Consider the following 25,628-nt stretch of genomic DNA (forward strand, 5'->3'; position numbering starts at 1 on the left):
CACCAACCATTGACTGAGAAACGTTACACGATCGAGACCGTCGAGCCACTGCTTCTTTTCGGGCTGAACGACGCATACCTGCGCAAGATCGAGTCCGCTTTTCCTGAGACTCGAATAACAGCTCGCGGAAACGAGTTGCTTCTGAAAGGCAGCGCCGATCAGCTGAGACTCATCGAGCGCATCATGGAGGAACTTACGCTCGCCATCGGCCGCAATGGGAACCTGACCGAGAACGACGTTGACACGGTGCTGGCGTTGTTCACAACCAATGGTGAGCGTGGTCCTGCGATGCTCGGAGAACATGTGGTTCTTTACAAGCCTGATGGAGGCACGGTCAAGGCGCGGACGCCGAACCAGATTGCGCTCGTGGAGTCTGCTCGAGGCCACGACATTGTGTTCGCGATTGGACCGGCCGGAACCGGCAAGACATACACCGCCGTCGCTCTCGCTGTCTCGGCATTGAAATCCCGACAGGTTCGTCGCATTGTATTGTGTCGACCGGCCGTCGAGGCAGGCGAGCGGCTCGGTTTCCTGCCAGGTGACTACCGCGACAAGGTCGACCCGTATCTCCGACCCCTCTATGACGCGCTGGAGGATATGATTCCGCGTGAGAAACTTGCGCAGTACATGGAGCAGAATGTTGTTGAGATCGCCCCGATCGCCTACATGCGCGGCCGGACCCTCCACTCCTCTTTCGTCATCCTTGACGAGGCGCAGAACGCCACAACCCAGCAGATGAAAATGTTCTTGACACGCCTTGGAACATCAAGCCGTGCTATCGTGACCGGGGACATCACGCAAATCGACCTTGCGAGTCGCTTCGACAGCGGATTGATCCAGGCAAGATCGATTCTGCCCGATGTGGACGGGATCTCGTTCGTCTACTTTGATACCCGAGACGTGGTGCGGCACAAACTTGTCAAGGACATTATCGCGGCTTACGAAAAGATGGAGAGCGACAAGACAGCCGGCGACCCGTCGTCGTAAAGCGACGAAGACGTCGCCTCTCGTCACCGCGCTCTATGGCCGGCCGGCTGTGCTCTCCTCTACCACTGCGTAGCAGTGGCGGCCCGGCGCCTTCGACGAGAGCGACGCGGGTCCTGTCAATCGCACCAGAATACCGTCCGGCCCATACGGAGGATGTCGTGATCGCTCTGCCATTGATCTTCTCCACGGTCACGCCTGGTTCGTCTCGCAACCTACTCTCCATCAATGGGTTGTCCAGTTCTGTCTGGCGCCACCGAGACACTTCTCGATAAGCCATGCCCTTGGCCATTCGTGAACTGCGAACGCTATCGGCGGGCCCGTCGATTCTCCGGCACGCGCTCAAAGACATTATCAATCAGGCGCGTCTCTCCAAAATGGACGGCCACGGCGGCAACCACGTGATCGCCGGCGGACAGCGTCGACATCGGCTGCAAGGATTCCGCGTCAACCACTTCGGCATATTGCAATTTCGCCAGTGGAGCCAACGCAACACACGCTTTCATAGCGTCCACCACAGCCACGGGATTCGACTCGCCTTCGAGAATGAGCCTCTGCGCTGTAGAGACCGCATCATGCAATACGGTCGCCTGCGCTCGAGCCTCCTCGTTCAGGTACTTGTTTCTCGATGAGAGAGCCAACCCGTCCGGCTCTCGAACGGTTGGACCACCAACAATCTCGATACCGAAGTTCAGATCGAGTGCCATCCTTCGGACGATCACAAACTGCTGTGCATCCTTCCGTCCAAATACGGCGACGGTTGGCATACACGAGTTGAACAGCTTCGCGACGATGGTCGTCACGCCTTCGAAGTGGCCGGGACGAAACGGCCCGCATAGATGATCCGTCAACGACCGGGGCACCACGCGTATCACCTGTGACGACACGCCGTTGGCATAGATGTCGTCGACCGTTGGCGCAAACACGGCGTCAACACCTCCCGCTTCTCCCAACCTCTTCAGATCGCCGGCCAGGTCACGAGGATACCTTCCGAAGTCTTCATTCGGTCCAAACTGCGACGGATTGACGAACACGGACACTATTACGACAGGAGCCGCTTCACGGGCCAGGGACAGAAGCGACAGGTGCCCGGCGTGGAGTGCACCCATGGTTGGTACCAGGGCTACGTCGTTACCGCGCTTGCGAGATGCAAGTGCTAACCTGCGCATCTCGTCAACATCGCTGATGACTTTCATGCATCCTCCCGAGAGTCCGTTGTTGTACGACCAAAATAGACTCCAAACTGCTGGCTTTTGCAAGTTGTCCCTACAGCCACAGGGACGCAACTCTCGGCGTCCAGGCATATCTTGAGTACGGGCCGGTGCCAGACAACCCCGGCCGTCATTTCAAGTGCCGCGACCTTACATAGAAGCCCCTAACACTATGTCCGAGTTTAGAATAGAGAAAGACTCCCTGGGTGACGTCCACGTGCCAGCGTCTGCTTACTACGGCGCCCAGACGCAGAGAGCGGTGGACAATTTTCCGATCAGCGGTTTGCGATTCTCGCGCCGATTTATCCAGGCGCTCGGGATCATAAAGCAGGCTGCCGCGGAGGCCAACCTCGAGCTGGGTCTTCTGTCAATGGAGAAGGCCGAAGTGATTGCCGCCAGCGCCCAGGCGGTGGTTGACGGGGAGCTCGACGACCACTTCCCGATTGATATTTTTCAGACCGGTAGTGGCACCTCCACCAACATGAATGCCAACGAAGTGATTGCAAATCACGCGTCGAAGGCCATGGGTGGCGACCTTGGCAGCAAGCTGGTTCATCCCAATGATGACGTCAACATGTCGCAGTCTTCCAACGACGTCATCCCGTCCGCGATGCATGTTGCGGCCCGATCCGCAATCGAACACGAGCTGCTGCCGGCACTCGATCGCTTCCTCGATGCGCTCCGGGCAAAAGAGGCCGAGTTCGATGACGTACTCAAGAGCGGGCGAACCCACCTTATGGACGCCACTCCGGTTCGGCTGGGACAGGAATTCGGCGGTTATGCGGCCCAGATCCAGAGCACGATAAAACGTCTCGAACGGGCGTCATCCGAGCTGTCGGAGCTTGCTCTCGGTGGTACAGCTACTGGAAGCGGTATTAACAGGCATCCCGACTTCCCCGCAAAAGCGATCGATCGTATTTCCAGTAAGACTGCGCTCGATTTTCACGAGGCTTCAAATCATTTCGAAGCCCAGGCTTCGAAAGACGCCTATGTGTCGTGCGCGGGTGCACTAAACGCCGCTGCCGTCTCGGTGATGAAGATCGCCAATGATATCCGACATCTGTCCAGCGGTCCCACCTCCGGTTTGTCCGAAATCAAACTGCCGGCGATACAGCCCGGTTCGTCGATCATGCCAGGTAAAGTGAACCCGGTCATGAGCGAGGCCATGATGATGGTTGCTTCACGCGTCATGGGTAACCACACCACCATTACGATTGCCGGGCAGCATGGGAATTTCGAGCTCAATGTCATGATGCCGGTCATGACGCACGCGATGCTCGAGAGCATCGTCATACTGACCGGGGCGTGTGATGCATTTCGTACGAACTGCCTGAACGGGATAGTCGCCGATCGCGACCGCTGCAAGGAGTTGTTGGAGTTAAATCCGTCCATAGCAACCGCCCTGAACAGCGCGATCGGCTATGACGCCGCGGCCAAAGTAGCCAAGAAGTCCGCCGCCGAACGCATCTCCGTCCGAGACGCCGCCAAGGCACTCGGACTCCTGGACGACGCAGAGCTTGATCGCTATCTGGATGTGAAGGGCATGACTGAACCGGGTATCCCGGGCGACTAGTACTTTCCTCGAATCGCTGCGGCGGCGACACAATAATCGGGCAGCGTCGAGCGTTATCATCCGCGTGTGGCGTGAGAGTGATACCTCCGTTAGGCTCAGCGCGCCGTGACCTCCGGGTTGCGGCGCGCTTTGCCGAAAAATGCCACGGGAGGCACCCGCCCGGCACGCTTTTTTCTAGACCAACATCAGAGTTGTTGCGACCATCACATCTGCCAATTTGTCTGAGAGAGTTGACAAAATGGAAGATCCAAATCGGTTTACAGGTATCATGAGCATCAAGGGAAAGGCATCGATCGCCGTCATTATAGTTGTCACATTTGTATCCGGAATCCTCGTTGCTACCGTCGGGACTAATGTTCTCGGGTTAGCCAACAGAGTGGGTAGCGATACCCAGGCCGGGACGCTCGTGGAACCCTCGAACGGGCCTGCGGAGTCATTGGCCGGCGCGGCAGTTGCATTTGAAGACGTCTTCGTACAGATCGCGGAGTCGGTGAACCCATCGGTTGTTCAGATCCGCTCCGAGCGAGTTTCAAAGACCGAAGGGTTCGCCACCAATCCCTTTGAAGGAACGCCGTTCGAAGACATGTTCAGGAGAAACATTCCGCCGCAGCAATTCAGGTCCAACGCCCTGGGCTCCGGAGTCATTATCAATGCCGACGGCCACATAATTACGAACAACCACGTGATCCAGGAAGCCGAGGAACTGGAAGTACAGATGTTCAATGGCGAGTATTACGATGCCGAAGTGGTCGGGACAGATCCAAACAGCGACCTTGCGGTCATAAAGATCAACGCTCCACAGGATCTCACCACCGTCAGGTTTGGCTCGTTCGATGAAGTCCGAATCGGCCAGTGGGTCATGGCGTTCGGTTCTCCACTCTCAGAGGATCTTGGAAATACCGTAACCGCCGGAATTGTGTCTGCCGTCGGACGCACAAGCCTGGCCCTTTCACAGCTCAACACCTTTTCTTCCTTCATCCAGACGGACGCCGCCATCAATCCGGGTAACTCGGGAGGACCGTTGGTTAACCTGCGTGGAGAGCTCGTGGGAATCAATTCGGCAATCTTCAGTCGATCGGGAGGAAGCCAGGGGATCGGATTTGCAATACCCGTCGACGTAGTGAGCAATGTGACCACTCAGCTGATTCAGACCGGCGAAGTCAAGAGAGCGTTTCTCGGCGTTTCGTTCGGTCCGGTTAGCCCCTCCCTCTCTGATGCTTTCGGTGTTCCGCGAGGCGCCGCACAGGTAGAGGGCGTTACCGCCGGGAGTGCGGCTGAAAATGCCGACCTCAAGTCAGGTGACATCATCGTCGCAGTGAATGGAGTGCAATTGAAGGACTACAACCAGCTACGCACAACCATTGCCAACATGCTGCCTGGCGAAAATGTTGATCTGTTGGTGGTGCGCGATGGAAAGAAGAGGACCATCACGGTAAAGCTCGGGCAGCGAGATGATGACGCTATTGCGAGAAGTGAGGATGCACCCACTGCCAATCCTGACACCGAATTGGAATCTCTTGGCATGACCATCAGAGACACCTCGCCCGATCTTCTACGACGTTTCGGATTCTCGGATGAGAGCCTGAAGGGAGCGGTAATCACTGAGATTGATCGTAGCAGTGATGCGTATCGCGAAGCCGAACTTCGGCAGGGTGATGTCATAACCGAGTTGGACAGAAAGCCGATTACATCACGAGCGCAACTGCTTCGGGCCTATGAGGCCGTGGATGCTGGCGATATGTTTCTGGTTCGAATTGTCAGACCCGCGGGAACGAGTACGCGGAGCTCTATTACGGCGCTCAAGAAGCAATAGGGATAAGCGGTAGCGCCAGAGGCCCCTCACTTCGGTCCCCGTGCCGTGAGGCGATTTCGGGACGCCCCGCGGAGTTCTGGCTGCAGTGGATGAAAATGCATAAGTTGCCGCTGATGACCGTCCGGTGATGGTCGACGACCAACCTTTGGGGTATCCCGTGTATGCCTGACCTGAAGCGTTTTGTGGGCCGTGTCGCTGACGCGATGGGACCGGCGGCCACACCCGAGAGGGTTGAATCAATCTCCAGACTCCTCTTGGACGAGATTCTGCAGTCCGGCAACACAGTTTCGCAGGCACCGGATTCGGTGCGACCGTCGGAGCACCGCGTTGTGGTTTCGGCCATGGGCCCCGGCATTGAGGCTGTTCGGGCGTCCATCTCACGCATCGTGACAGATATCGGCGGAGTGATCGTCGAAGTCGGCCGGGACCAGAATGAAGAACGCCCTGACCTCTTCATGGTTGTGGCACTTCCCGAGTCGGGCATATCGATCGCCGAACTTCAGACCAGGTTGGACGCCGTTTCGACTTCGAAGGACGCCACGGTGAGCGTTCAGCACGAGGAACTCTACAACGCCATGAACCGCTCGTGATTGCCAGCGACAGACGTTGATTGTGGGGGTGAGACTTTATGCAGCGTGAGGCCAGCGATCAACGGCAAATCTCAATCACGCGTCTCCATCTGGAGTCGGTGACGCTTGGAATCTCGTTGCGCGATTGCAGCAGCAGACTGGCGTCGACGGCTAAGGCCCGAATCTATGACAAGGTCAGGCGTGCCGGTGGGCAACTCGCCCGCTGCGTGAACGACACGGTGAACCACTACGGTAGTTCAGCGGAACACGTTTTCGCGACCGTGTCACCCGTTTCCACCTTGTTCGACGCAATGTCGGAGTCCGATTACGTTGGAATCGCCGAGACGCTGAATGCTGCAGCAATCGACATCGGTCTTGAGGCAATCGGCGGGTACAGCGCCCTCTGTTCAGCAGGAATGTCTGCAGGAGATCAAGCGCTGATCCGATCTCTGCCGGCTATGCTCAGCTCGACGGATCGCATGTGTGCCTCGGTGGAGTGTGCGAAATCGCAGAAAGGTATCGGCATTGCTGCGAGTGAACTGATTTCGTCAGTCCTGGCCGGCATCAGGTCGGTTTCCGGCCCCGCCGGTTACAGGCCCGACCGAATTTCCGTGCTCGCCAATGCGTCCGGCAACAGTCCCTACGTCCCCGGATCGTTTCATGGCATTGACGAGCCGGAAGTTGCGCTCCACATCGCCGTATCATCGAAGTACGTGCATCAACAGCTGCTGCACCGCATCGACGACGGGTCAAGTCTCGATGACGCGGCGGACGACGTCGCTAATCAGGTGGAGCGACTCAGGAGGGGTGGACGTTTTCTCAGCATTCGTTGCGCTGAGACACTCAGCCAGCGTTCCGGTATGGACGTCCGACCAGGACGAGTGGATATCTCGATGCCTGTCGCCGAAAGTTCAGTGATTCACGGCAATCGGACGGAGCACAACGGTGTCAGCGCTGCCTCTGCGAGAACTACGACTGAATCCGCGGCCCTGGCTGCACGTCAAGGACTGCTTTCGTTGGCTCGTTCGACATCCTCCTTCGCTGGCGCGCCCATCATCCGCCGCGTCGTCAAGCTTGATTCAACATCGTCGCCGCGAGAAGTGACCGGACTGATCCTGCCTCATCTCGCTGAGGCTGTCAGGAACGGCGTCGAGTTGATTCTCTCCATTGAATCGACCCGGCAGGCTTGACAGGTCTCCCGGTCAGGTCGTTCAGTCCGTATTCGCGTCTGTCGCAGGGGCCAATCTGGTCTTGACGACAACCTCCCCTTCCAGTGAGCGGTGCACAGGACAGCGGTTCGCGATCTGCTCAAGGCGTGACCGCTGCTCAACATCAAGGTCGCCGACCAACTGCAGTTCCCTTTCGATCACATCGATCATACCTGAAAACTCGGTGTCGCAGTCACAGTCACGGGCGTGAACCTTGGCGTGCGACAACCTGACCGACACCGAATCAAGTGGCCATTCCTTCCTGTCCGCGTACATCCGCAACGTGATGGCCGTGCACGCACCGAGCGCACCGACCAGGAGATCATACGGTGTGGCACCCTGATTCGTCCCGCCCACCGAACGCGGCTCATCGGCCACCAGCGAGTGCCCGTTTGCGAGGATCTCGGTTCGGAAGTGATCCGATCCGATCCGCGCCACGATACGGTTGTCATCAACCGGTGTCTCCTTTTGCTCCTCCTGAGAAACGCCTATGTATTTGCGAGCCCATGCTGATATCACGTGACCGACGTACAGTGAGTCCTGCTCCCGCGTGAGGAGGTGGTCCGCGTTGTCCAGCGAGATAAAACTCTTTGGATGCCTGGCTGCATCGAAGATCCTGGCCGCGTTTTCAATTCCAACGATGCGGTCGAATGGAGAGTGAAACACCGCAAGCGCTCGACCGAGTCGACCGATGTGCTCGGACGGATCGTGGCCCGCCAGATCGGCAACAAACTGCCGCTTGATGGTGAATGGTCGGCCGCCGAGATTCACCACTGCCGAGCCTTCGCCACTGATTTCTTCGATAGACTCTTCAAACAGATGTCTGATATGACCCGGATCAAATGGGGCGCCAATTGTAGCCACTGCGACAGCCGCAGGTATACTCGCAGCAACACGCAACACTGCTGCTCCGCCCAGCGAATGCCCGATCAGGATTCGCGGAGCCTCGAAGCGGTCGGCCAGCATGCGTGCAGCGGAACGCAGGTCATCTACATTGCTTGAGAAATTTGTGTCGGCAAATTCGCCTTTGCTCTCACCAAGACCGGTGAAGTCAAACCGCAGCACAGCAATCCCCTGCCGTGTGAGCGCTCGTGCGATGTTGCCCACGGCGCGGAGGTTCTTCGAGCATGTGAAGCAGTGAGCAAACAAGGCGAAGGCAACGGGTTCTTCATCCGGTGGGAGATCGAGTCTCGCCGCAAGCGTCTCACCACTCGCATTCTCAAAAGCCAGCTTCTTGAATAGCATGAATCTTTCTCCCTATTTCGGACTCGGAGTTTGTTCGTAACGAGCGACAACATTCCAGAACTGGCCCCGCCAGCGGCACATGTCAGGTAGTCTAAGTCAACGAGAAATCAATTGCACCGTACCAGCATTGACCCTCCTCCCTGGCCATGCTCTGTATTCAGAGAGCAGAGCTTGTTGCGAGGCTCTGCCGCCCGCGCGGCACGGAGGAAGTTACAGAACCTGCCGCCACCGTAGGACTCTACAACATTGCCTGGGTGTCGCGATTCAGCGGGCGAACCCAGACCGGATTGCAAAGAGAAACGTGGTGATTCTCGCTCCGGACGGGCTTGTCGTTGAGACCGTGGATATATTTCGCTACGGATCGTGCCGCCGGCGCGGACAATCTGTTCCGCCTCCGGTTTATCAAGACTCAATACGTCGACGTCATCGCGACTGGGATTCTTTCATTGACTACGCTTAACGTTCAGTTCGCAGACGGACGATCGCACGCGGTTGTCTTCGATCAGCTCGAGCAATTGCCCACGCAAATGGCTGCGAGAGGGCTCGGACCCGGTCCCTGCGTCATCGTAACGGATGACAATGTTGCCGGACTCTATTTGGAAAGGCTTGGTACTACTCTGGATCAAGCTGGTTATAGCACGTCGACGTTCTCCGTACGTCCCGGAGAATCTTCAAAGTCGCTGCGAGTTCTGGAGGAACTGTACGACACTGCACTCGGCGCGCGAGTCGATCGAGCGACACCCGTCATCGCTCTGGGCGGCGGCGTAGTCGGCGATCTGGCTGGTCTCGGCGCCGCCACCCTATTACGAGGAGTCCCGCTCGTCCATGTCCCGACAACTCTTGTGGCACAGATTGACAGTTCCATCGGTGGCAAGACCGGTGTAAATCACGCCGCAGGCAAGAACCTCATTGGCTCGTTCTACCAACCGCGTTTGGTCCTGACCGACATCGATGTCTTGCAGTCACTTGATGACCGTGAATGGAGATCGGGACTGGCTGAGATGGTCAAGCATGCCATGCTGGACAGCCATGAACATACGACGACGGTTCTGAGTTATTGGGAGCAGATCGTTGCGCGCAAAGCGGATACGCTGCGCATTGTTGTTCCGCGATCTGCTGCGTTCAAGGCGAGCATAGTCGCCGACGACGAAATGGAGCACAGCCGGCGCGCAGTCCTGAATCTCGGACACACGGTCGGTCATGCCATCGAGCGCGCAGCAGGCTATGGAGAGTTGTCGCATGGCGAATCCGTGGCGGCAGGTCTTGCGGTCGCACTCCGGATTTCGGACATGAAGTATCCTCGGCAGGACCGCGGCCTCGCATGGGATTTACTGCACCGACTCGGATGGCCGTCCACTCGACATCTTGACGTTCGCGATATCATGGACGGCCTTGCGACCGACAAGAAGGTCCTGTCCGGAATTCAACGATTCATTCTACTGCCCGCGCCGGGAAGCCCCGAGATAAGCACGACCGTGTCGATCCAGGATATCGAGGCCGCGTACGATTGGTTGATCAGGCCGAAATCGACCGGTGATTGAGGCACTATTGGCTCACTTGGTCGTTATCAAGGAGAGGCGGAGCGACCGTCTCTACATCCCCGCAACCCCGCCACGCGTCCGGTGTCCTTTCGCCCGCTGATCCATATCCCCAGAGGAGCGGCAGGAATAGCCCTCTTAGTTACCCTGCTATTGGTCGGCGGATTCTTCATCGCTACACGCACCGAGGTGGGGCGAGACGTTCTCAAGTCTGAGATTGAACGTCGCTTTAATAGTCAGGCAGACGGAACGCTTCGCATCGGCACCCTCACGGGCAATCTAGTCTATCGCTTCATCGCAAGGGATGTTGAGTTGCTCGATGACGAAGGCGCAATTGTAGTGCGCATTGACTCACTGGTAGCGAGCCCGCGCTGGAGAAGACTGGCGCAGGGGCGTGTAGAACTGGGACGCCTCCACGTTTTCGGGATGCATGCAAACCTCGTTCGGGACGTCGGGGGGGAGTGGAATCTTCAGAAGGCTCTCGCATCCAGATCGGTGCGAGACAGCTCCGACGTCGGACTGAGGTCCATTGCAATCGGAGACCTTCGAATTACCGGGTCATCCGTGTCAACCTCAAGCGCGGCTCCACCGTCCAGGATCGTAGAGAGTGGCGCCTTGTTTGACTATGAAAACTCTCGTCTGGCGATCCGAACTCTACATTCAATTCTGGATTGGAGGCCTTCGGACGCGCAGATTGATCTGATTCATTTTTCCGCAAGTGTCGAAGACAGAAACTTCGATCTGTCGGAGATGACGGGGCAGGTTGTTTTTAATGACAACACGATCCTGGCAAACCAATTCTCGATCAGCACACCGCGAAGCAGCGTTCAATTCAGTGGAGCGCTCGATAACCTGGAGAGCGAGAAAGCCAGTGATGCGCGAATCGATATCAGTCTCACGGCTGATCCGATTGATCACACCGAGCTCAGCCGGATTCTACCCAAAAGTCCATTTCGGAGCAGCACGGCAGTGGTCGCTCGGGTTCAGGGCCCTGTATCAGCGCTGGTTATTGAGGAGCTCAGCATGGCCCGCCGAGCGTCGCACCTGACACTCGATGGTACTCTGGTTGGGCTTCCCGATTCCCTCGACTTTGAAGTCTCTGTTACTCGTGGCACCCTTCGTCGCAAAGAGCTAAGAGAACTCCTGCTCGACACCAGTCCCCTTGATCGCACATATGTTGACAGCCTCGATATTTCATTGCTTGCCCGGGGGGTCATTCATGATCCGTTCGAAAGCGCGTCGATCTCGGGCGACGTCTTCCTGGATATAGGCGGTGACGCGGGTCGAGTCTCTGGGCGCGTTACGGCCAGCCATCCGACCGGTGAAGCATGGACTATCTCAAGCAACCTGTTCTCCGGCGACCTTCAACTGGACCGCGTAATACCGGGCCTCCGCGGATTCACGTCGATTAACGGCGACGTGAGTGTGTCCATGCGAGGATTTGTTCCAGCAGAAATGGAGTTGACGGCAGAGTTCAGCCTTGGCCAGTCGTCGATCATGTCAAGGACAGTCGACTCCCTGAGGGCGGTTATGGTTCTCGATGACGGACGCCTCCGGAGCGAGCTGCAGGCTTCACGCGGTGACGGCCGCGCCGAGGCGCGGGTTGAGGCGGACATTAGCGAGAAACCATATCGATACGCAGTTGACGCCAGCGTCGACCGGATGGATTTTGGCCCGCTGCTGGCGATCGACTCGCTAACGTCGTCAATCACGGCACGAGGTGAAGCGAAGATCAGCATGTCCGACTTGAATGATGTCATCGGCGAGTTTGCCATTTCGGTCGACAGTTCGCTCGTCGAATTTGCGGGGCGAAGTCGGCACATAGACCCGGGCACGCTTGCCGCGGAGTTAAGCCGGCCCGAAACCGGCATCTCTTCCCTGCTCATATCCGGCGACGTACTGGCCGGTGAGCTGAATGCGCGCGGTCAGCTGTCTACCGTCGCGGACCTCACGAGGCATTGGATACAGCAAATACGGGCCGCTCGGAACGAAGAGCTGCCTGCGACAGTCGCGATGCTGTCAGCCTCAGCTGATTCGATAGATGGTGATCCAGAGCTCGCGCAGCCCGTTGTTCTGAATGGCTCGCTTTCGGTATTGAATCCGGGTACACTTGGAGCCTTTCTGCCGGCATGGCCCGACGTAAGTGCGGCATTGAGAGCCGACTTCAGTGCGAATCTCGCCCGATCCAGAGCCTCCGTTCGCCTCGGCCTGGATGGAGACTCGCTGCAAGTAGGTCGTATTCGGCTGGACCGGTATTCCGGTTCGTTCTCAGCCTCGACGAATGAAGGTTCTCGCTTGATAGAGAATCTCGCCGTGGCTGGCTCATTCTCTTCCGAGCGATTTTCGATGGGGGGCAACGGCATTCGCGACATAGGTGTCGAACTCGAATATCGGGACACGGCGGGCGAGATTACAATCACAGCGCGCCAGGGTGAGCGGATCGGACCTCTCGATATATCCGCCGGCCTTGCTCTTTCATCCGATCAACTGGCGATTACACCCCGGCGCTTCAGCATGCGTGCCGGTGGCTATGATTGGGAGCTCACCGACACGTCTCCCATCCGCATTACGCGGAACTCCGTACGTACTTCGCTTCTGGCATTTCAAAATCCATCCACCGGATCGATCCCCGGACAACGGGTGGAGTTGCGCGGCGGTATTTCAAATTCACTGTCCGACCGACTGCTGATCACAACCGACGATGTCGATCTCGCTCAGGTGTCAAACATCCTCTCCATGAACCGGAGCCTGGCCGGGAGATTGGGCGGCGAATTCACTCTCTCCCGTCAGGACGGTACGCCCGTTGTGGAAGCCAGAGCATCCGTGATTGGCCTCGGGCTTGATGAGCGAATTCTGGGCGATCTGGTGATGTCGAGTTCGCTGACTCCGGGTACGGCTGAGGGCATCCTTGACCTGACGCTTTCTCCCACGACGCTCGATAGTACCGCAGGTACCCGAGTTCAAAACCAGGCGAAAGTCGCGGGCACCTTCAGCCTGCCGTCGTTCGATACGAACGGCAATCGAACCGACCCCGGATCTCTGGACCTGACCGCTGTGCTCGATCGAGCCGATCTCTTCTTCTTCGAATATATCTTCCCGGGCACCGTGCAGAACGTGACGGGGTATACGGCCGGCAGCGTTCATATCGGTGGAAACCTGTCGCGACCCGTCTTCGATGCAAGCTTGCAAATCGTAGAGGGACGCTTTCGTGTACCGCGCTTCAATCTCGCGATGGCCCTGACCGCTGACGTGGAGGTCGACAGATACGGAATTCATGTCAAGCGAGCCGACGTTGTCGGAAAGACGAACGGCTCGGTTCAATTGAGTGGAGATATCCTCTTCAACGACTACAAGTTCTTCTCCTTCAACCTGGAAGGCCAGCTGAACGAGTTTCAGATCATGGATGTCGCAAGCTCCAGAGAACTTCCATTCTATGGACACATCTGGGCGTCCGGAACCGCGACACTCAGCGGACCTCTATCCAAGACAGTGCTGCGGGCCACCAATGCGAGTGCAACATCAAGCAGCGAACTGTATATCCCGATTGTAGAATCAAGGGAGAGTTCCGATGCAGGGTTCATTGTCTTTGCCGATTCCACCGGTGAGATGCCGGACCTTGTTACGCTAACGCGAAGACGCAATCTGCTTTCAGGCCGTCCGACCGGCGAACGTGGGTTCACCGAAGGAATGGACATGGAGCTCAATATCGATGCGCCGCCCGGGTCCACAGTCCATCTTGTGATCGATCCCCTACTCGGTGATGTCATCAATGGAGTGGGTTCCGGCAGGATTCAGATCCTACGTCAGGAAGGCGAATTTCAGACGTTCGGATCGTTCCAGGTGAACTCCGGTGACTACCTGTTTACTGCGGGTGAAGTATTCGTGCGGCGGTTCCTCATCGAAGAAGGCGGAGAGATCAGATGGGACGGTGATCCCGCGAATGCAAGACTGGATATTCCCGCCGCTTTCAGGACGAGAGCATCACGAGCTGGATTGCAGGCTGGCGGCGACGGTTCGGCCTCACTTATTCCTGTCGTCGTCAACCTGCAGATAACCGGAAGAGTGGCGGCCCCCGAAGTTGCCCTCTCGCTGAGCATCGACAGGAGCAGTCAGACGATCGGCAGCACCTCGGATCAGGAATTCCTTGAAACGATTCTGAACAATCCGCAACTCTCAACAGAGTACGCCACTAGTGTCTTGCTCACGAACTCATTCGCGTTGACGACGGCCAGTGCTAGCGGTGGTGAGGCGCTAGGAACGGGCGCGTTCAACAGCCTCTCCCAACTGATCGCGGCGCAGCTGAATCGGTATTTGAGCACGGCGTTACCCAACGTAGATTTCAGCTTCGGTGTCCAGGGCCAGACATCGCAGGAGCTTGACATCACGTACGGTGTGGCTCTCCGCCTTCTTGATGAGCGACTGGTCATTCGTGGCCAGGGTGTATATCAGGGCGCCGAAGCCTCGACGGCAGAGAGCTTGCAAGGCGAGTTCGTCGTTGAGGTGCGTGTCAGCAACCACGTCTCCGTGGAGGTCTTCTATCGACGCGAAGGAGATCTCCTCGTGCGCACGCTGACAAGCACCGCGGGAGCCGGAGTGTCATATCGCACCGAGTTTCCAACATGGAGGCGGTTTTTTCAGCGAATGTTCGGTTGGATGCGTCCACGAAGAAACAGAGACGCCGATCGACCCGATACAGTTACAGCCCGGAAGCTATTTCGGAGTTCGGCAACACCCGTTGTGGTAGTTCCACGACTTGAGGAGATATTGGTAGATGGTCAGTAGCAAACACGACAGTATTCGGAAGCAGGTACTTGGCCTCCTCCGAAACCACGGCAAGCGCAGTTTCCGATTCAAAGAGATCGCGAAGACCCTTGGGTTCAAAGACAACAAGACATACAAGCTGTTCAGCGAAGTGATGGAGGATCTGGTCGAAGAGGCCCTCATCGCTCGCGTGAAAGGTGGAAAGTACAGACATCGAAAGCCGGGCGGCACGGCCGTGGGGCGGCTCACCGTCAATCCAAAGGGCTTTGGTTTCGTCGCCGTGGAGGATACGCTCCACGACTACTTCGTCAGCCCATCAAACCTGAAGACCGCTCTCGATGGCGACACTGTCCGGATATCGACGGCGGCCGGCTCACGTGACGGCCAGAGACGAGAGGCCGAAGTGATGGAAATCGTAGAGCGCGGACGTACTTATGCTGTGGGTACCTTCCGGCGACGCGGTAAGTTCGCGATTGTTCATCCGGATGACCTCAGGCTGATACGCGACATTTACGTAGACAAAAAGGACTTTGGCGGAGCAGTCGACGGCCAGAAGGTCCAGGTGTCTATCGACCAGTTCGATGATCCGCATGGTTCGCCGGAGGGTCGTGTTCTCTCGGTTATCGGTAACGCCGATGAACCGGAAGTTCAGGTCCTCTCTCTTGCCATGAGTCTGGGAGTCAAAGCGGAATTCGACGAAGACGTCGAACGCGAATTGCGCGATATCCCCGATACGATCGACCCGGACGAGGCAAATCGCCGACTGGATCTGAGAGACAAACGTACGTTTACGATCGACCCGGAGGATGCGAAAGACTTCGACGATGCCATTCACATTGAAGCAATGGGGCCGGACGCGTGGGAGGTCGGCGTTCACATCGCCGACGTAAGCCACTTTGTCCAAGTGGACAGCGCGACCGATCGAGAGGCGCTATCGAGGGGTACGAGTGTGTATCTCGTTGACCGCGTGATACCGATGTTGCCGGAGCGATTGTCGAACGGTCTGTGTTCGCTTCAGTCCAACGTTGATCGACTCGCGTTTAGTTGCATCATGAAGATGAACGGTCGCGGCGACGTACTGAGTTATGACCTTCAGCCCTCCGTGATTCACTCGCAGCGTCGCCTCACCTACGCGCAGGCTCAGGCAATCATCGACGCCGGATCAAGTGAGGACCAGCTCGAACGGGATCTCCTTGCGGCCAACACCATTGCTCGAGTGCTTACGAAACGGCGCCTCGCCGAGGGCTCGATCGACTTCGATATGCCAGAGGTCAAGGTTCGACTGGACGAGAGGGGACATCCGGTCGAGATGTTTGTCAAGACGCGCATGGAAGCAAACCGGCTCGTAGAGGAGTTCATGCTGCTCGCAAATCGGACGGTGGCGGGACACGTACAGCGCGTCCTCGATAATCGTCCGTTCGTGTACCGCGTACACGACCGGCCGGACCTGGAACGAATCAAGAGTCTTGCCCTGTATGTACGAGCTTTCGGACATCGACTTCGAATCAAGGATGGATCGATCGATTCCGGAGACCTGAACGACCTGTTGCACCAGGTGGCCGGGAAACCAGAGGAACCGGTCATCGAGCAAGCAGCCCTGCGGGCAATGGCCAAAGCGGTCTACACGACAGAAAACATCGGGCACTATGGACTGGGATTCGAGGACTATACTCACTTTACGAGTCCCATCCGACGCTATCCCGATCTTATGGTCCACCGACTACTCAGGCAGTATAGCAGCGGAACATCGAGTGTCGACGAAGCGTGGCTCGAGGAAGTCTGCAAATCATGCTCGGAAAGCGAGCGCAGGGCGGAGAAGGCGGAGCGAGAGTCGATCAAACTCAAACAGGTTCAGTATGCGCGCGACCACCTTGGCGATTCATTCGATGGTGTCGTCACTGGCGTTACGAAATTCGGAGTGTTCGTGGAGATTAGTGACCTGCTTGTTGAGGGGATGGTCCACGTGCGTGACATGGACGACGATTACTATGAGTACGATGAGGCGAGCTTTAGCCTTCGCGGTGTTGAGTCCGCACGCGTCTACCAGCCAGGGACGGCCGTGCGAATCGTCATCGTTGCTGCAAACGTGGAGACGCGCGAAATCGATCTGTTTTTTTCGGATGAGTAACCTGGTCGCGAGTCCCCGGTCGAGACGCGATGTCTCGTTTTCGTGTCGAATCGGAACCTGGAATCGAGGCATTCGGTCGATTTGGGGGTATTCGGAGGTTTCGCCGACCTTGGCCCAGAACTTGACATATCAGAGCATTGAAGTGCTCACGAGACGTTTTCCACTGCTATAACCACTGCCAGGATCGTTGAAGCTAGTTAAGGAAAGACGAACAGACGCCGCACGATTGGATCGGGTACCGCAGCCGATTTCATTCCTGGCGGTGATAGCCAAGCTAGGGCACAACCAGCTCCGTGAGGCGATTCGTCATTTTCGACACCAGCCCAATCCGGTTGCGTGGGCATTGCTCGGCGTGTTTGGACTGCTGATGGCCTTTGCCCTCGTCACTGCCGGTCTCCGCTTTCATCGTATCACGATCCTCCTGGGCGTACACGTTCCGGTAGCTCTGTTCAACGACTATCTGCTGAGCGTCTTCATCAGCCTCTTTGGAATACGCTTTCTTTTCCAGAAAAGCCCCCGATTCCGACTCCAGCCATACCTGCATCTTCCTCTGAAGCGCTGGCACCTGGTTGCCTACTTTCAGGGCAGTTCCCTGTTTACGATTCACAACCTGTACCCGCTTCTTTTTCTACTGCCGTTCTGGTCACAGTTCATACTTCCGGCCTATACGACCGCCGGGGCGCTCTACTGGCTATTCGCGATCCTGCTGTGCCTGGGCATATCGACCTTGCTGAACAACTGGATTCGTTCCGTGCTCACGAACTCCGAATTGGTCTTCATATTCCTCGCTATCCTCGTGTGGTTGCTGGTCGCGGCCGACACCATACTGAGCACGTTCATCGTCAACGACTTCTCGACGTTTCTCTTCGCCGGACTCGCGAACAGTGATGCTGTCCTTCTGCTACTGGTTTCCGCCACGGCAATATTCACGCTTGTCCTTTCGAGTTTCAGCCTGTACAACTCCCTGGTGGCATCAAGCTATCGTAGCGTGTCCAGACGCCGTGCATGGACTACGTTCGACCGGCTGTTTGGAGCAGGACCGGTCGGGGCGCTCATACAATTGGAATTGAAGATGATGTGGCGCAATAAGCGCCCTCGACATTATCTCATTATGTCGGTGCTGTTCTCGACCGCCTACCTCCTGTTTCTGTTGATCAACCCCGCTACGTCACGCGGTGCCATCTTCGGTGCGATTATCGGATTGTTCGCATCGGGTGGTTTTGCGCTCAACTACGGTCAGTTGATGTTCGCCTGGGAAAGCACCTTCTTCGACGGATTGCTGGTGCGGCACGACAAGGTGAGCGACATCATAAAGGCAAAACTGATCCTGCTTCAGACCTCTTGCGCGATACTCTTCCTCTTCAGTATGCCCGTTTTCGCGCTACTCCGACCCGAGCTGGTGCCGCTGCACGTCGCCTTCCTCATGTACAATGTCGGCATCACGTGTGTGCTGATCATGTTGCTGGCGATAAGAAATCGGAAAAGGGTCGATATACAGAAGGGTGGAAGTTTCTTCAACTACGAGGGCTTCTCTGCAGCACACTGGTTCTGGCTGCTTCCGGTGGCCGTCCCTCCGACAATACTTCTATATTTGCTGGACGACAAGCTTAACGTTGCACTGTTGGTGATATCGATTGTGGGTGCCATAAGCATGATAGGCTCTCATCTCTGGGTAGACTATTTCTCAGACCGGCTCTCTCGGAAACGATACGAGATGGCCAGAGGATTCAGGACGCATGCAAGTTGAAATTCCCCGGTTGCTGAAGCGGTTTGGTTCAAGGGTCGCTCTTGACCTCGGTGATCTCACAATCAGCGACGGCGAGACATTCGGCCTGGTCGGAAGCAATGGTGCCGGGAAAACCACCTTTCTCCGTCTCGTGCTAGACCTGTTGCGTGCTTCAGATGGCAGTGTCTCCATCGACGGCCACCTGGCTTCAGAGTCGATGGAATGGAAGTCGAAGACGGGATCGTTCCTCGATCGAGGCTTCTTGATCGAGTTTCTGACCGCCGATGAGTACTTCCGCTTTGTCGGGAACTCATACGGGTTCTCAGCCAGGGAATCAGCTGAAGCACTCAAGCCTTATCAGGCGTTCTACCCCGACGAGGTCTTTGGTGAGACACGCCTGTACATTCGCGAAATGTCGATGGGTAACGCCAAGAAGATTGGCCTGATTGCGGCCATGTTCACCGCTCCCCGACTGCTCGTGCTGGATGAACCGTTCGCAAACCTGGACCCGCGATCACAGATAAGACTCAAGTCGTACATCAGGACCCTCAATGAAAAACTTGGGACGACCGTAATCGTGTCAAGTCACGACCTGATGCATGTCACCGATGTCTGTCGCCGGATTGCCATACTTGAGAATGGCAGAATCGTCCGCGACCTCAACACATCCGAAGGAACACTCATCGACCTTCAGCGCTATTTTTCGGCCGAAGCGGTTTGACTTTGATGGTCGTTCAGCCGTCGATTCCGGGATCGACGCGCCGGACGATCACATGACAGTTCTCTTGGACTGAAACCAGCTCTTCAGCAAGAGCGAATCCGGACGAATCAAACCCTCTCCGAGCGACAGAATCATCGTCATGCCACGAGGCCGGGTCCGGAACGTCAGTCGCACAAACAATCACCCATCCACCCGAACGAAGCAGCGGCCTGACACGCTCGAGCGCGGACTCCCACCACAGGAGACTTCGCTCGGCAGCAGTCGCGATGATCCATCCGAAATGCTCAGGTTCGAGGCCGGAGGTTGACGAATCATTGTCCCACCAGTCGGTACACTCGATGTCGAAACCCAGAGCGGATATCTGCGATGCCAGCGGTTCATCGCATTCGCCGAAGAGAAGTACTTGTTCGGGAAGAGGGACAGCGGCAAGCGTCCGCAACACGTGGTCGTAGGGACTCACTGCAGACATTTGCTCACCCCAGAGTCTTGCCCCGACGAGGCGTGGAACTCCACTCGTGGGCCTTTACCGGACCGTGGCAAGTTGGACAACCGGGTGAGCGCTCCGAATCACGCTTGCGAACAGGGTGCCTTCGAGTATTATCGTCGGTCTCACCTGCCGACTCGGAAAGTGCAGAGGCCGTCGCGTCAGAGAATTGGGCACCGACCATTTCCGCCAGAGATGCGATAAAGAGAGGATGACAATTCAATCCCGACGCAACCTCGTAGGAACCAATTCCCAGCTCCCCTGCCGTTTGTCGTAGTAGAATATCCAGCGTGTACGCCGTCCAAACATCGTCCGTGGCCACGCCCAGCGGGACAACCATCACAGCTTCAGCACCTTCTGTAACCAGCCGCTGTACCACTCGCCGCATGTCGCGTTGATCACGTCGTCCCTGCCGTACGCCCGGACAGAAGCACGCTACATTGTATGGTCTCGAATCATTGCGCATCGTGCCCAGCCGACTGACGGTCGTATGCGCAAGCTCGCACAGAGAATCATGGTCATGCAACGGCCCGTGCGTCGATGCGTGCTCGGCGCAGAAGACTATCTCAACGTTGCGACGGACCCTCTTCGGGAAGCGCTGTAGCGCCTGATCCATCCGCTCCGAAACAGCTTGCAGATACTTTGGATGTGCGGAATACTCAAGGACAGCAGAAGCAGGTGCTGTCCCCTCTGTCTGCAGAGACATCAACGTCGACCAGTACGCCAATGAGGTCCCGGTCGTACTCATCGAATACTGCGGATATAGAGGGACAAGAACTATTCGGTTCACGTTGCGGGCCCGCATCTCCGCCAGCGCATCTTCACTCGACGGAGACCCGTGTCGCATCGAGATATACGTGGAAAACCTTGCGCCGGTATAGGGTCCCAGTCGTTCGTTCAGCTCCTCCTGCAAGGCCGACGCCTGTTCGCGAACCAGTCGATTGGCCGGGCATTCTCCGCCGATTTCTTCATAGTCCTGCCACACAAATCTCGCCGCTGCACGTGCGGCGACGTTTGCGAGTCGGTGTCGCCCAAGCACGGGGCCCCTCGAGTCAAGCACCGGATCCATCCACCGTGAATAGAGGAAGGCTTCCAACTCCGAACGATCATTCGGTCCACCAAGACCCAGCAGCACCACACCGACATGATCGTCACCGCCCAGGGCCAACCCTCCCGATGGGAAGTACCGCCCTGTGGCCAGACGATCGTCGGGATTAAACCTCTGCAGGAACTGGCGCGGTGTCATCGATGACGGGTTTGATGGATCGATTATGGTTCTCATATCGGCCGCTATCCGGCGATAATGAGGACCTCGCGACGTGGCCGTCCGTATCGACGACATACGCGGGGCTGGGGGACAAACAACCTCATGTCTGCACGGTTACGTACGCGAGATTACATTCGTAAAAGCGCGTGCGTATTCAGAACAAGTGGGTTTTCGGTGGATTTCGCGATAAAACCGATGACCCGGGTTATCCGGCGGTAAAACAGGAATGACGATTATCGAACACTCTCCCAGCGAGGAAGAGATTCTCGACTTCATCGACGGACAGATCAGGCAGTTCCAGGAAGAAGGTGCCGAGGCGGGTTTTATCGTGGTGGGACCCACGGCTTACCGACGGCTGTGCAGGGCTATTTCCGTTGCGGGTCGGCGAGGAAGGGGTACCTTCGAAACGTACAATTTCGTCCCGATTGTGTTGGATCCATTCCGATCGGATGGTGCCTGCGTCCTTCCGGGAGCGTCAGAGTGCAACAAGGGCGTCGACACCTACCGCACCTAGCATCTACATGCCGCCCCATTCGCCTGGGTTGGCTCCGCGATCGACCCATTCCCGGAAGTCCTCCCTCTCGCTGCCCCACGAGAGCGGTGGGAGCGCTTGCCAGGACATGGCATGCCCGAGCGTAGGATGGTCGATAGTCAGCAAATAGCAGTGCAGGGCAAGGTTGCGTCCATCGAATTCCCGGGTCGCACCGTACCTCATGTCGCCCACAATAGGATGTCCGATCCGAGCCAACTGATGACGGATCTGATGCTTCCGACCCGTCTTTAGACGTACGTTTACTATTGTCCCTCTCGCCGTTTCCTTGACCTTCTCCCAATCCAACTCCGCATACTGAGCACCTTCTTCACCCCTCGAAGCAGCCACAACTCCCCTCTCAGACTTCTTCAAATACCCGGCCTCTGTCGTCCCCTGGCCGACGACAGAACCCTCCACAAGTGCTACGTATTGCTTCTCTACGTCGCGGTCCAGAAACTGACGACCCAGACGTGATGCCGCCTTGGATGTCCGAGCCAGCACCATCACGCCCGACGCCGGCCGATCGAGCCGATGCGCAAGTCCGAGAAATACGCGTCCCGGCTTGTCGAACTTCTCCTTCAGGTAGCCCTTCCCCGCTGTCAGCAAGTCAGGATCACCGGTACGGTCCCGCTGCGACGGCATCCCGGCGGGCTTGCAAACGACGAGCAGGTGATTGTCGCAGTATAGAACGTACTCGGAAAACGGCGTCGGCATCTCAGTGTAGTCTGACCATCGACCGCGTCATCACCATACCATCCAGCCCTGAATAGCGGATGAAGTATATGCCCGATGGAACTGCAGAGCCATCCGCCGCGACGCCATCCCATCGGAACTCTGCGGCGGCACCACGACCAGACTCGTACGACACCAACTTTCGTCCGAGCAGATCGAAAATCTCGAAGATGCCTCCGAACTCACCACTCGCGGTCACGCGTACGTAGGAGACAAACGGGTTTGGATAGACGATCAGGTCACGTCCACTGATTCGGCCAGTGCGATCGGTCGCGACGGCACCCGAATTCGACCTGCCCGGCGTCGCTGTGGCAAGAAAGGCCCACGTGTCCGAGCCATCAGGCGTTCTACCAGATGCTACATCCTGCTGCTGTGCGCCAAAAGTCAGCGTGTCAAGTGGCACTCCTGCCGAATCGTAAAGTCCAACGTACTCGCCAGACCTGGCAAGTCGAAAATTCGCATGCATGGGTCCCTGGGTCCCATCTTCATCGGCCCATACGATCAAGTAACCTCCCGGAGCGATCGACGTGTCCGGAAGAGACCATTTGGCCGGGCGATTTCGATCGTCAGTGAGCGTAAACCCACTTACGTTCACAGGCGTCGAATCGCCGTTGTAGAGCTCGATCCAGTCATCAAATTCGCCCGCAGAATCCACGGCGGTCATCACGTTCGACGCCATGATCTCATTGATGTGCAGAGACACGCTTCCAAGCACAACGATACTCTTAATGTCCGTAGTGACGCGCTGGCCAGAACGATCAACCGCCACCACGTAGTAATCAATAGTTGCCGGCATTTCAGGAGATGTCACGGCAGCCGCATAACGATCTACGCCCAGGTCCGGCCGGAGTGACATCGGCACCTCCTGCTCGACCCCGCTGCCGACACGATGGTACAGCCTGACATCCGGCGCATCTTCATCTTCGACGCGCACAGAAATCGTGACCACCGCGCCCGGTCGACCCGAAGGCGGCGACACGATGAGCTCTGACACTACCGGCACAATGTCTTCAATGTCCAGCTGGGTCGCGGCCGTGCGCGCCCGTTCACTCACGAAAGGCAACAGGCCGTCCACCACGTGTCCGCCGAGTGCTCCGAAGAACGAATCGTTGAACTGATCGACAGTGTAGCCGTAGTCGAACGTTCGGTAGAGATCTTCGACCGCCGCGTCCTCGACCAACGATCGAAGAGCAAGTATGCGAGAGTGCAAGGGACCTGGCTCGAACGATCCACTGAGCAATCTTCGGAGATAAAGTGTATATCTCGAACGGAATTCCGGGACCGACAGAATACGATCGGCGAGCGGGCGAACTTCCCCGGGATCCGGATGCCCCCACGCGTAAACGTTGCGCGTCGTCCAGTCAAGCCCGGGATAGATCCCCTCCCACCAAATCCCCATAATGTTATCGAAATCGTAGGGCACGTATTCGAATCGACCCGTGTCTGGATTCGAGTAGAGGTAGTAATTGTTCTTCAGGAACCAGTACGAATCCCAGCTTCCGGTCAACGCGGTTACGGCCAGTGCACGAAGAAAGCCGTTCACGTTGAAGACATCCTGGATCGCACCCGGAAAGTCGGCAGCACTCGAGTGGTTGAGGACGTCAATCAGGTGAACCAGATCGTCGTATCCCTCAAACTGGTCATCCTTAAGTCTCAAGTCGTACGGCGACCTGTCTGCCCCGGACTGCCGATACAGTTCGGGATCGCTACCCAGCCATGCGAGGTCCGCCGGCCAGAGGCACTTGTACAAATTGCCCGCATCGGTTCCGAACGCTCTTTGGAGAAACTGCTCGTCGACGTGCTCGACATTGACGTACAGCCCGAAATACTGGCCGTTGATATACAGACGAACATGATTGGCGCGGGAAGAAGGCACGCCTACAGATCTGAACAGGTCCCAGCCGATCTTCGACCGCACTATGGATGGGTCGTTGTGCTCTCCGTTAAGGTTTAGTTTCTCCAGGCCGAAGAACTTCTGGCCCCGTCGGAACGTGTTGAACGAGACCTTGAATGACTTCTTCGCCGCGTCCCTCGAGGTATTTCCCCGGAAGCGAAAACCGACACTGTCGACGGTTACGGAATCCACGCCTCGCATGAACGCAAAGGTCGCGGGTTTTTCCTCATCACTATATTGATTTCCAGGCAGGAACAGGGCGTCGAGGTGGACCTGATTGATCGTGATGTGCACGACGGGAACCGATGTATCGTCAAACACAAAGTCGTCGCCAGCTCTAGTCTGAGCAGCCGAGAGCAATGGTCCGAACCAGACAAATGCAAACACAAATGCAGCCAGCACGATCCACACATAACGCTGCGATCCCACCCTCGCGGGTTTGTGCCCACGAGTCGTCTGCCTGCTATCTTGCAGATATGACATCAGTTTGGTCTCCGGACTGTTCGGTCGCAGTTCGAATAGCACCGTGCCCCGCTACGATCATTGTTGCCCCACGTCAGTATGCGCCCACTTAACGAACACCTTGTCAGACTCAGCGCCACAAAATAGGTCAGCGGCAGAGGTTCCGCGCAAGGTCCTGCACCTGTTGGTGGCTGTCGTGCCGTTGCTCGCGGTACAATGGGGCCAGCGGATCACGTTGATGATCGCACTACCGACAGCCATCCTGGCGGTTTGTGCCGACGTTCTCCGGTCGCGAAACAGAAAATTCGAGGACTTCATCCAGCGATGGTTCGGTTTCATGATGCGCCCGTCGGAGGAATCCGAAGGTGGACGTATTGTCATCAATGGCGCCACGTGGGTAGTTATTTCGTTTGCGCTTTTGATCGCGCTGTTTCCCCTGCAGATCGCCGCTGCATCCTTTTTGATCTTCATTCTTGGCGACGCATTTGCCGCTCTGGTCGGACAGCGAATCGGGCGACACACGTGGCCCGGAGGCTCGCGAACTATTGAAGGTTCGGTCGCGTTTATTGTTGTTGGAACGCTCGCGGCAGCCACCTTCCCCGGACTTTCTATGTGGAGTGCGATTCCAGCTGTCATCGTCGGTGCTCTGGCGGAGGCGTTACCGTGGCCGCTGAATGACAACATCCGCGTGCCGCTGGTGGTCGCGCTGACACTCGCACTCATCGAATATGTGCCAAACCTGATATAAGATGATACATACACTGAGATGTGTATCGGGTT

The 25,628-nt window shown here is 57.0% G+C and carries 19 protein-coding genes; 12 read left to right on the forward strand and 7 right to left on the reverse strand.

What is annotated here, in order from left to right; all coding sequences use genetic code 11:
- Positions 1–9 precede the first annotated feature (9 nt).
- Positions 10–987: a PhoH family protein gene (locus tag HKN37_09955; GenBank protein ID NNE46969.1), complete on the forward strand. Its 978-nt coding sequence runs from the start codon at positions 10–12 to the stop codon at positions 985–987.
- 33 nt (positions 988–1,020) lie between these two features.
- On the opposite strand, the gene HKN37_09960 is transcribed toward HKN37_09955, so the two are convergent.
- Complete coding sequence (locus HKN37_09960; protein ID NNE46970.1) at positions 1,021–1,161, reverse strand: hypothetical protein; 141 nt, start codon at positions 1,159–1,161, stop codon at positions 1,021–1,023.
- Positions 1,162–1,292: 131 nt separating this feature from the next.
- Positions 1,293–2,180, reverse strand: a complete 888-nt coding sequence (locus HKN37_09965; protein NNE46971.1) for a pantoate--beta-alanine ligase — start codon at positions 2,178–2,180, stop codon at positions 1,293–1,295.
- Positions 2,181–2,367: 187 nt separating this feature from the next.
- Between HKN37_09965 and HKN37_09970 the strand changes: the two genes are divergently transcribed.
- From HKN37_09970 to HKN37_09985, 4 genes are all read left to right on the forward strand, one after another.
- Positions 2,368–3,768 (forward strand): class II fumarate hydratase, encoded by a 1,401-nt coding sequence (locus HKN37_09970; GenBank protein ID NNE46972.1) that lies wholly within the window; start codon positions 2,368–2,370, stop codon positions 3,766–3,768.
- Positions 3,769–4,006: 238 nt separating this feature from the next.
- Entirely contained in the window at positions 4,007–5,581 is a 1,575-nt protein-coding gene (locus tag HKN37_09975) for a Do family serine endopeptidase (protein ID NNE46973.1), read from the forward strand.
- 161 nt (positions 5,582–5,742) lie between these two features.
- Positions 5,743–6,171, forward strand: coding sequence for a hypothetical protein (locus HKN37_09980; GenBank protein NNE46974.1), 429 nt, complete (start codon positions 5,743–5,745; stop codon positions 6,169–6,171).
- Between the two features lie 38 nt (positions 6,172–6,209).
- Positions 6,210–7,340 carry a DUF711 family protein gene (locus HKN37_09985; protein NNE46975.1) on the forward strand — a complete coding sequence of 377 codons (1,131 nt, stop codon included), beginning with the start codon at positions 6,210–6,212 and terminating at the stop codon, positions 7,338–7,340.
- 21 nt (positions 7,341–7,361) lie between these two features.
- Here the strand turns inward: HKN37_09985 and HKN37_09990 are convergent, their stop codons facing one another.
- Positions 7,362–8,603, reverse strand: a complete 1,242-nt coding sequence (locus tag HKN37_09990; GenBank protein ID NNE46976.1) for an OsmC family protein — start codon at positions 8,601–8,603, stop codon at positions 7,362–7,364.
- 332 nt (positions 8,604–8,935) lie between these two features.
- Between HKN37_09990 and aroB the strand changes: the two genes are divergently transcribed.
- From aroB to HKN37_10015, 5 genes are all read left to right on the forward strand, one after another.
- On the forward strand, positions 8,936–10,144 hold the full coding sequence (gene aroB / locus HKN37_09995) for a 3-dehydroquinate synthase (protein ID NNE46977.1): 1,209 nt from the start codon (positions 8,936–8,938) through the stop codon (positions 10,142–10,144).
- An 81-nt stretch (positions 10,145–10,225) separates the two neighbouring features.
- Complete coding sequence (locus tag HKN37_10000; GenBank protein ID NNE46978.1) at positions 10,226–14,923, forward strand: hypothetical protein; 4,698 nt, start codon at positions 10,226–10,228, stop codon at positions 14,921–14,923.
- Entirely contained in the window at positions 14,913–17,030 is a 2,118-nt protein-coding gene (gene rnr, locus HKN37_10005; GenBank protein ID NNE46979.1) for a ribonuclease R, read from the forward strand. Before HKN37_10000 ends, rnr begins: the two co-directional genes overlap by 11 nt.
- 187 nt (positions 17,031–17,217) lie before the next feature.
- Positions 17,218–18,777: a hypothetical protein gene (locus tag HKN37_10010; protein NNE46980.1), complete on the forward strand. Its 1,560-nt coding sequence runs from the start codon at positions 17,218–17,220 to the stop codon at positions 18,775–18,777.
- Entirely contained in the window at positions 18,767–19,477 is a 711-nt protein-coding gene (locus tag HKN37_10015) for an ABC transporter ATP-binding protein (protein ID NNE46981.1), read from the forward strand. The genes HKN37_10010 and HKN37_10015 overlap by 11 nt, the downstream gene beginning before the upstream one ends.
- Before the next feature lie 13 nt (positions 19,478–19,490).
- On the opposite strand, the gene HKN37_10020 is transcribed toward HKN37_10015, so the two are convergent.
- Positions 19,491–19,946 carry a hypothetical protein gene (locus tag HKN37_10020; GenBank protein NNE46982.1) on the reverse strand — a complete coding sequence of 152 codons (456 nt, stop codon included), beginning with the start codon at positions 19,944–19,946 and terminating at the stop codon, positions 19,491–19,493.
- 4 nt (positions 19,947–19,950) lie between these two features.
- Positions 19,951–21,207, reverse strand: a complete 1,257-nt coding sequence (gene hemH, locus HKN37_10025; GenBank protein ID NNE46983.1) for a ferrochelatase — start codon at positions 21,205–21,207, stop codon at positions 19,951–19,953.
- A gap of 247 nt (positions 21,208–21,454) precedes the next feature.
- Between hemH and HKN37_10030 the strand changes: the two genes are divergently transcribed.
- Positions 21,455–21,742 (forward strand): hypothetical protein, encoded by a 288-nt coding sequence (locus HKN37_10030; GenBank protein NNE46984.1) that lies wholly within the window; start codon positions 21,455–21,457, stop codon positions 21,740–21,742.
- Between the two features lie 3 nt (positions 21,743–21,745).
- Here the strand turns inward: HKN37_10030 and HKN37_10035 are convergent, their stop codons facing one another.
- On the reverse strand, positions 21,746–22,474 hold the full coding sequence (locus HKN37_10035; protein NNE46985.1) for an RNA pseudouridine synthase: 729 nt from the start codon (positions 22,472–22,474) through the stop codon (positions 21,746–21,748).
- A 1-nt stretch (position 22,475) separates the two neighbouring features.
- Positions 22,476–24,869, reverse strand: a complete 2,394-nt coding sequence (locus tag HKN37_10040) for a T9SS type A sorting domain-containing protein (protein NNE46986.1) — start codon at positions 24,867–24,869, stop codon at positions 22,476–22,478.
- Between the two features lie 100 nt (positions 24,870–24,969).
- Between HKN37_10040 and HKN37_10045 the strand changes: the two genes are divergently transcribed.
- Positions 24,970–25,596, forward strand: a complete 627-nt coding sequence (locus tag HKN37_10045; GenBank protein ID NNE46987.1) for a phosphatidate cytidylyltransferase — start codon at positions 24,970–24,972, stop codon at positions 25,594–25,596.
- Positions 25,597–25,628 lie beyond the last annotated feature (32 nt).

The organism is Rhodothermales bacterium, from assembly GCA_013002345.1.
Lineage (GTDB): Bacteria > Bacteroidota > Rhodothermia > Rhodothermales > JABDKH01 > JABDKH01.